Here is a 5,221-nt window from a genome sequence, read left to right on the forward strand (position 1 = left end):
GCGAGTACGCCGACCTCGAGGAGATCTGGAAGGCCGAGAAGGCCACGGCGCAGGGCTCCGCGCACATCAAGGAAGAGATCGACAAGATGCGCTTCCAGATCGAGGAGTGGAAGCGCAAGGGCAACTTCGACAAGGTGGCCGAGTTGCAGTACGGCAAGCTGCCCGAGCTGGAGAAGAAGCTCAAGGACGCACAGGCCAAGGAGGCCGGCAAGAAGGGCGGCGGCAAGCCGCAGCTGCTGCGCACCATGGTCGGCGCCGAGGAGATCGCCGAGGTGGTGGCGCGGGCGACCGGCATCCCGGTGTACAAGCTGATGCAGGGCGAGCGCGACAAGCTGCTGCAGATGGAGACGAAGCTGCACGAGCGCGTGGTCGGCCAGGAGGAGGCCATCGTCGCCGTGTCCAACGCGATCCGCCGCGCCCGCTCGGGCCTGTCGGACCCGAACCGGCCGACCGGCTCGTTCCTCTTCCTCGGCCCCACCGGCGTGGGCAAGACCGAGCTGTGCAAGGCGCTGGCAGCGTTCCTGTTCGACAGCGAGGAGCACCTGATCCGCCTGGACATGAGCGAGTTCATGGAGAAGCACTCGGTGGCCCGCCTGATCGGCGCGCCGCCGGGCTACGTCGGCTACGACGAAGGCGGCTACCTGACCGAGGCGGTGCGCCGCAAGCCGTACAGCGTGCTGCTGCTCGACGAGGTCGAGAAGGCGCACCCGGACGTGTTCAACGTGCTGCTCCAGGTGCTCGACGACGGCCGGCTGACCGACGGCCAGGGCCGTACCGTGGACTTCAAGAACACCGTCATCGTGATGACCAGCAACCTCGGCTCGCACCACATCATGCAGATGGCGGGGCAGCCCAGCGAGCAGATCCGCGATGCCGTGTGGGTGGAAGTCAAGCAGCACTTCCGGCCTGAGTTCCTCAACCGCATCGACGAGACCGTCGTGTTCCATGCGCTCGACGCGCAGAACATCGAGGCCATCGCGAAGATCCAGCTCAAGGTGCTGGAGTCGCGGCTGGAGAAGATGGACATGAAGCTCGAGGTGTCGGCGCAGGCGCTGGCCGAGATCGCCAAGGCGGGCTTCGACCCGGTGTTCGGTGCGCGGCCGCTCAAGCGGGCGATCCAGCAGCACATCGAGAACCCGGTGGCCAAGCTGATCCTGGAAGGCCGCTTCGGCCCGAAGGACGTGATCCCGGTCGACGTGGAGGGTGGCGAGTTCCGCTTCGGCCGCGTCGTGCACTAAGGCGGCAGAAGTCGCCGAACGCTCAGGCGGGCGGCGAGCCTTCGTCGAAGATCGCGTCCATGCGCTGCACCTGCAGGCGCGCCAGCGTCAGGTTGGCGTGCGTCTTGTCGAGCACGGCATGCAGGGCCAGCCCCGGGTGCTTGGGCACCGCGCGCAACAGCAGGTGGTGCGCGCCCAGCGTGATGGCGGCATCGGGAATCGCGTGCCCCAGCCCCATCGCGCGGCAGGTGCCGGCGATGGAAGCCAGCAGTTCGGTGCCGTGGCTGGCGAGGTCATCCGCCCCCGGGCTGGCACCGGCGTGCGCCAGCGGCCGGCCGCTGGAGAGCTCGAAGACGCAGCAGCTCACCATGCCGGTGAGTTCGCCGAGCTGGTGCACATAACGATCGAGGAGGGTGGCGGCCGCGGCCGGCTCCGCAGCCCGCTGGCGGGACGTGGGAACGGCCGGCATCGGGCGCATCGCCAGCGGGGCGCTGGGGGCGGCCGGGGCGCTCGCCGGCTCCGAGATGCGGGGAAAGCGCGCGGTGCGCTCCGGCGCCGGTGCGTCACCCCGGCGCGGCAGTGTGTCGCGAATGCGCGCCCAGGTGCCATTGATGAAGCCCCAGGCGTCGGCCGGGCGCGTCACCTGCGGCGTGGTGCGCACGTCGACCACCGTGCCGCGGCCCAACTCGGCGGCGACATGGGCCACCGCGCTGGTGCCGGTCAGGGGCAGCACCAGCAGGTGGCGATTGCTCCACGAGCCGCCCACGATGTCGTCGTGAAGCGGCTTGAAGGCCGCCTCCAGCGCATGCCCGGGCAGTTCGCCCACCATGATCACCGCCAGGCGGCTGTGGCCCATCAGCGTGCGCGCGAGGTCGTGGCGCGAGACGGTATCGGCATCGGCCTCGGTGGAGAACATCAGCAGCCGCGAGCCGTCGGAGGTGGGCAGCTCGACGTATTCGAGCGTCGCCAGCGCCGTGCCGTAGCCCTGGCGGCGGATGTGCAGCTTCTGCACGGCGCGCTTGCTCGCCGCCGCGATGCCGGCCAGCAGCCGGCGTGACGAGGTGGTGCCGATGTCGTGCACCGCGATGTAGTCGGGGTCGACGTGATCGAACTGCTGCTGCAGCGCCTCGGCCGGCGCGCAGGAGACGAACAGCTCACGCTCATTCGGCCCGACCTGGCGGCCGATCTCGCGGCGCTGCGGGTCGAGGTCGTCGTCGCCGTCGCGCATCACCTGCGTGGCCAGCGCGGTCTGGGCACGCGTGGCCTGCCAGGCTTCCGGGGTATCGGGCGCGCCGCCGGCGGGCGGTGGGCTGGTGCTCATGGGTCGCGTCCCTGTTCGACGAGGTGGGGTGAGTGTAAGCGTCTGTATGTGCCATGCAGCCTTTTGCGTGGGTCGACCGGCAGGGCTCGTGGATGTTTTCACGTCGGCGTCGCGCCCACCCATCCCTAGGCCGGCGAGGGCCGTCGATAGAATGCACGATCCTTCACGAACGACGCCATGAGCCTTTCCGACCGCAGCGCAGCCGATCCCGTCGTCATCGTGGGGGCGGGGCTCGCGGGCCTGACGGTGGCCCTTCACCTGGCGAAGACGCAGCCGGTGATCGTGCTGGCCAAGCGCCAGATGAACGAAGGCGCGACGGCCTGGGCGCAAGGCGGCATCGTCGGTGTGCTGGGCAGCGACGACAGCATCGAGTCGCACGTGCGCGACACGCAGGAGGCGGGCGCCGGACTCGTCGAGGAACACACGGCGCGCTTCATCGCCCAGAACAGCGCCGAGGCGGTCGAGTGGCTGGTCGAGCGCGGTGTGCCGTTCTCGCCGGACCCGGAAGGGCCGCTCGGCCTGCACCTCACCCGCGAGGGCGGCCATGCGGTGCGGCGCATCGCCCATGCGGCGGACGCCACCGGGAAGGCCATCCACGACGTGCTGCTCGAAGAGGTTCGCCGGCATCCGAACATCACCCTGCGCGAGCGCTGGATGGCGCTGGACCTGATCACCAGCCGGCACCTGAAGCGCGAGGAGCAGCCGCGCTGCTATGGCCTTTACGCGCTGGACATCGACCGCCAGCGTGTGGAGACCCTGCCGGCGCGTGCGGTGGTGCTGGCCACCGGCGGGGCGGGCAAGGTCTACCGCTACACCACCAACCCCGACACTTCCACCGGTGACGGCATCGCGATGGCCTGGCGCGCGGGCTGCCGGGTCGGGAACATGGAGTTCATCCAGTTCCACCCGACCTGCCTGTACCACCCGCAGGAGCGCAGCTTCCTCATCACCGAGGCGCTGCGCGGGGAGGGCGGCCAGCTCAAGCTGCCGGACGGCACGCGGTTCATGCCGGCCCACGACGAGCGCGCCGAGCTGGCGCCGCGCGACATCGTCGCCCGCGCGATCGACTTCGAGATGAAGAAGCACGGCCTGGACAACGTGCTGCTCGACGCCACCCACCTCGGCGAAGCCTTCCTGAAGGCTCACTTCCCCACCATCCATGCGCGCTGCCTGTCGCTGGGCATCGACATCGCGCGGCAGCCCATTCCCGTGGTGCCGGCGGCGCACTACACCTGCGGCGGCGTGGTCACCGACCTGCACGGCCGCACCGACGTGCCCGGCCTGTACGCCGTGGGCGAGACCACCTACACCGGCCTGCACGGTGCCAACCGGCTGGCCAGCAACTCGCTGCTGGAGTGCGTGGTGCTGGGGCGCAGCTGCGCCGAGGACATCCTGGAGAAGCCCGCGCCGGATCGGCCGGTGCTGCCCGCCTGGGACGAGAGCCAGGTCGAGAATGCCGACGAGCAGGTGGTCATCGCCCACAACTGGGACGAACTGCGCCTGCTGATGTGGAACTACGTCGGCATCGTGCGCACCACCAGGCGCCTGGAGCGCGCCCTGCACCGCATCAAGTTGCTCAAGAGCGAGATCGACGACTACTACGCCAACTTCCGCGTCAACCGCGACCTGCTCGAGCTGCGCAACCTGGTCGACTGCGCGGAGCTGATCGTGCGCTCGGCGCTGATGCGTCACGAGAGCCGCGGCCTGCACTACAGCCGCGATTTCCCGAACACGCTGCCGGTCAGCTTCCCGACCGTGCTGGTGCGCCGGGCGCGCAGCGGCGCCAAGCCCAAGGTTTACGGCCTGAGCGGCTGAATCGGGGTATACTCGCGGGCTTTCCCTTGCCACACCCGGGATCGACGCTTCGGGGTGGCTTCCATTCACGGAACCCAAGAGGAGTTTCAATGCGTCACTATGAGATCGTTCTGCTGATCCATCCGGATCAAAGCGAACAGGTTCCGGCCATGCTGGAGCGCTACAAGGGCTTGGTCACCGCTGCCGGCGGCAAGGTCCACCGTGTCGAGGACTGGGGCCGCCGCCAGCTGGCCTACATGATCCAGAAGCTCGCCAAGGCGCACTACCTGTGCCTGAACATCGAGTGCAGCAAGGAGACCCTGGCTGAGCTCGAGACCGGCTTCCGCTTCAACGACGCCGTGCTGCGTCACCTGACCGTGGTGAAGGCGCAGGCCGAGACCACCCCGTCGGTGATGATGAAGATGGTCGAGAAGGAAGAGTCCCGCAAGGCTTCGCAGGAGTCGGCTGCCTGAACCGGCTGATGCTGACGGCCACGCTGGTCGAACGCGCCGCACTTCGCTACACCCCCGCCGGCCTGCCGGCCCTGGATTTCAGCCTCCGGCACGAATCCCAGGTCACGCAGGACGGGCAGCCCAGGAAGGTCTCGGTGGAAATCCGGGCCCGGGCGATCGGGGAGATCACGCGACAGGTGAGCGCTCTCGAACTCGGCAGCGAGCACGGCTTTGCCGGCTTTCTCGCCTCCCAGCGCAACGGCCGCGGCGTCGTCTTTCACGTGACCGAACTCGACTGACACACGTTCAATCCGGATAGATCAGAAAGAGGTACACCATGCCCCCGCCCCGTGGTAAAGGCCGGTTCTCCAAGGACCGCAAACCCAAGCGCAACCAGCAATCGCTGCTGTTCCGCCGCAAGCGCTTCTGAGATCGGA

General features: G+C 68.7%; 5 protein-coding genes. 4 read left to right on the top strand and 1 reads right to left on the bottom strand.

Translation table 11 applies throughout. The features are described 5' to 3' along the window. On the top strand, positions 1-1,238 hold a 1,238-nt coding region (locus AB7U92_RS21350; protein WP_428581781.1), incomplete at its 5' end, for an AAA family ATPase. Between the two features lie 22 nt (positions 1,239-1,260). Here the strand turns inward: AB7U92_RS21350 and AB7U92_RS21355 are convergent. Beyond that, on the bottom strand, positions 1,261-2,538 hold the full coding sequence (locus AB7U92_RS21355; protein ID WP_428581784.1) for a hypothetical protein: 1,278 nt from the start codon (positions 2,536-2,538) through the stop codon (positions 1,261-1,263). Between the two features lie 177 nt (positions 2,539-2,715). On the opposite strand from AB7U92_RS21355, the gene nadB reads away from it, so the two are divergent. The 3 genes from nadB to priB all read left to right on the top strand — a co-directional run bounded on the left by nadB (position 2,716) and on the right by priB (position 5,083). Continuing rightward, positions 2,716-4,353, top strand: coding sequence for an L-aspartate oxidase (gene nadB, locus AB7U92_RS21360; protein ID WP_428581787.1), 1,638 nt, complete (start codon positions 2,716-2,718; stop codon positions 4,351-4,353). A gap of 89 nt (positions 4,354-4,442) precedes the next feature. Next, positions 4,443-4,805: a 30S ribosomal protein S6 gene (gene rpsF / locus AB7U92_RS21365; RefSeq protein WP_428581790.1), complete on the top strand. Its 363-nt coding sequence runs from the start codon at positions 4,443-4,445 to the stop codon at positions 4,803-4,805. Between the two features lie 8 nt (positions 4,806-4,813). Beyond that, complete coding sequence (priB, locus tag AB7U92_RS21370) at positions 4,814-5,083, top strand: primosomal replication protein N (protein ID WP_428581793.1); 270 nt, start codon at positions 4,814-4,816, stop codon at positions 5,081-5,083. Positions 5,084-5,221: the final 138 nt, after the last annotated feature.

Source organism: Piscinibacter sp. (assembly GCF_050175855.1).
Taxonomy (GTDB): domain Bacteria; phylum Pseudomonadota; class Gammaproteobacteria; order Burkholderiales; family Burkholderiaceae_C; genus Piscinibacter.

What these genes read in the sequence shown, in the direction of transcription:
- AB7U92_RS21355 (WP_428581784.1), bottom strand. Translation starts at nt 2,538, where the DNA reads ATGAGCACCAGCCCACCGCCCGCCGGCGGCGCGCCCGATACCCCGGAA.
- priB (WP_428581793.1), top strand. Translation starts at nt 4,814, where the DNA reads ATGCTGACGGCCACGCTGGTCGAACGCGCCGCACTTCGCTACACCCCC.
- rpsF (WP_428581790.1), top strand. Translation starts at nt 4,443, where the DNA reads ATGCGTCACTATGAGATCGTTCTGCTGATCCATCCGGATCAAAGCGAA.
- nadB (WP_428581787.1), top strand. Translation starts at nt 2,716, where the DNA reads ATGAGCCTTTCCGACCGCAGCGCAGCCGATCCCGTCGTCATCGTGGGG.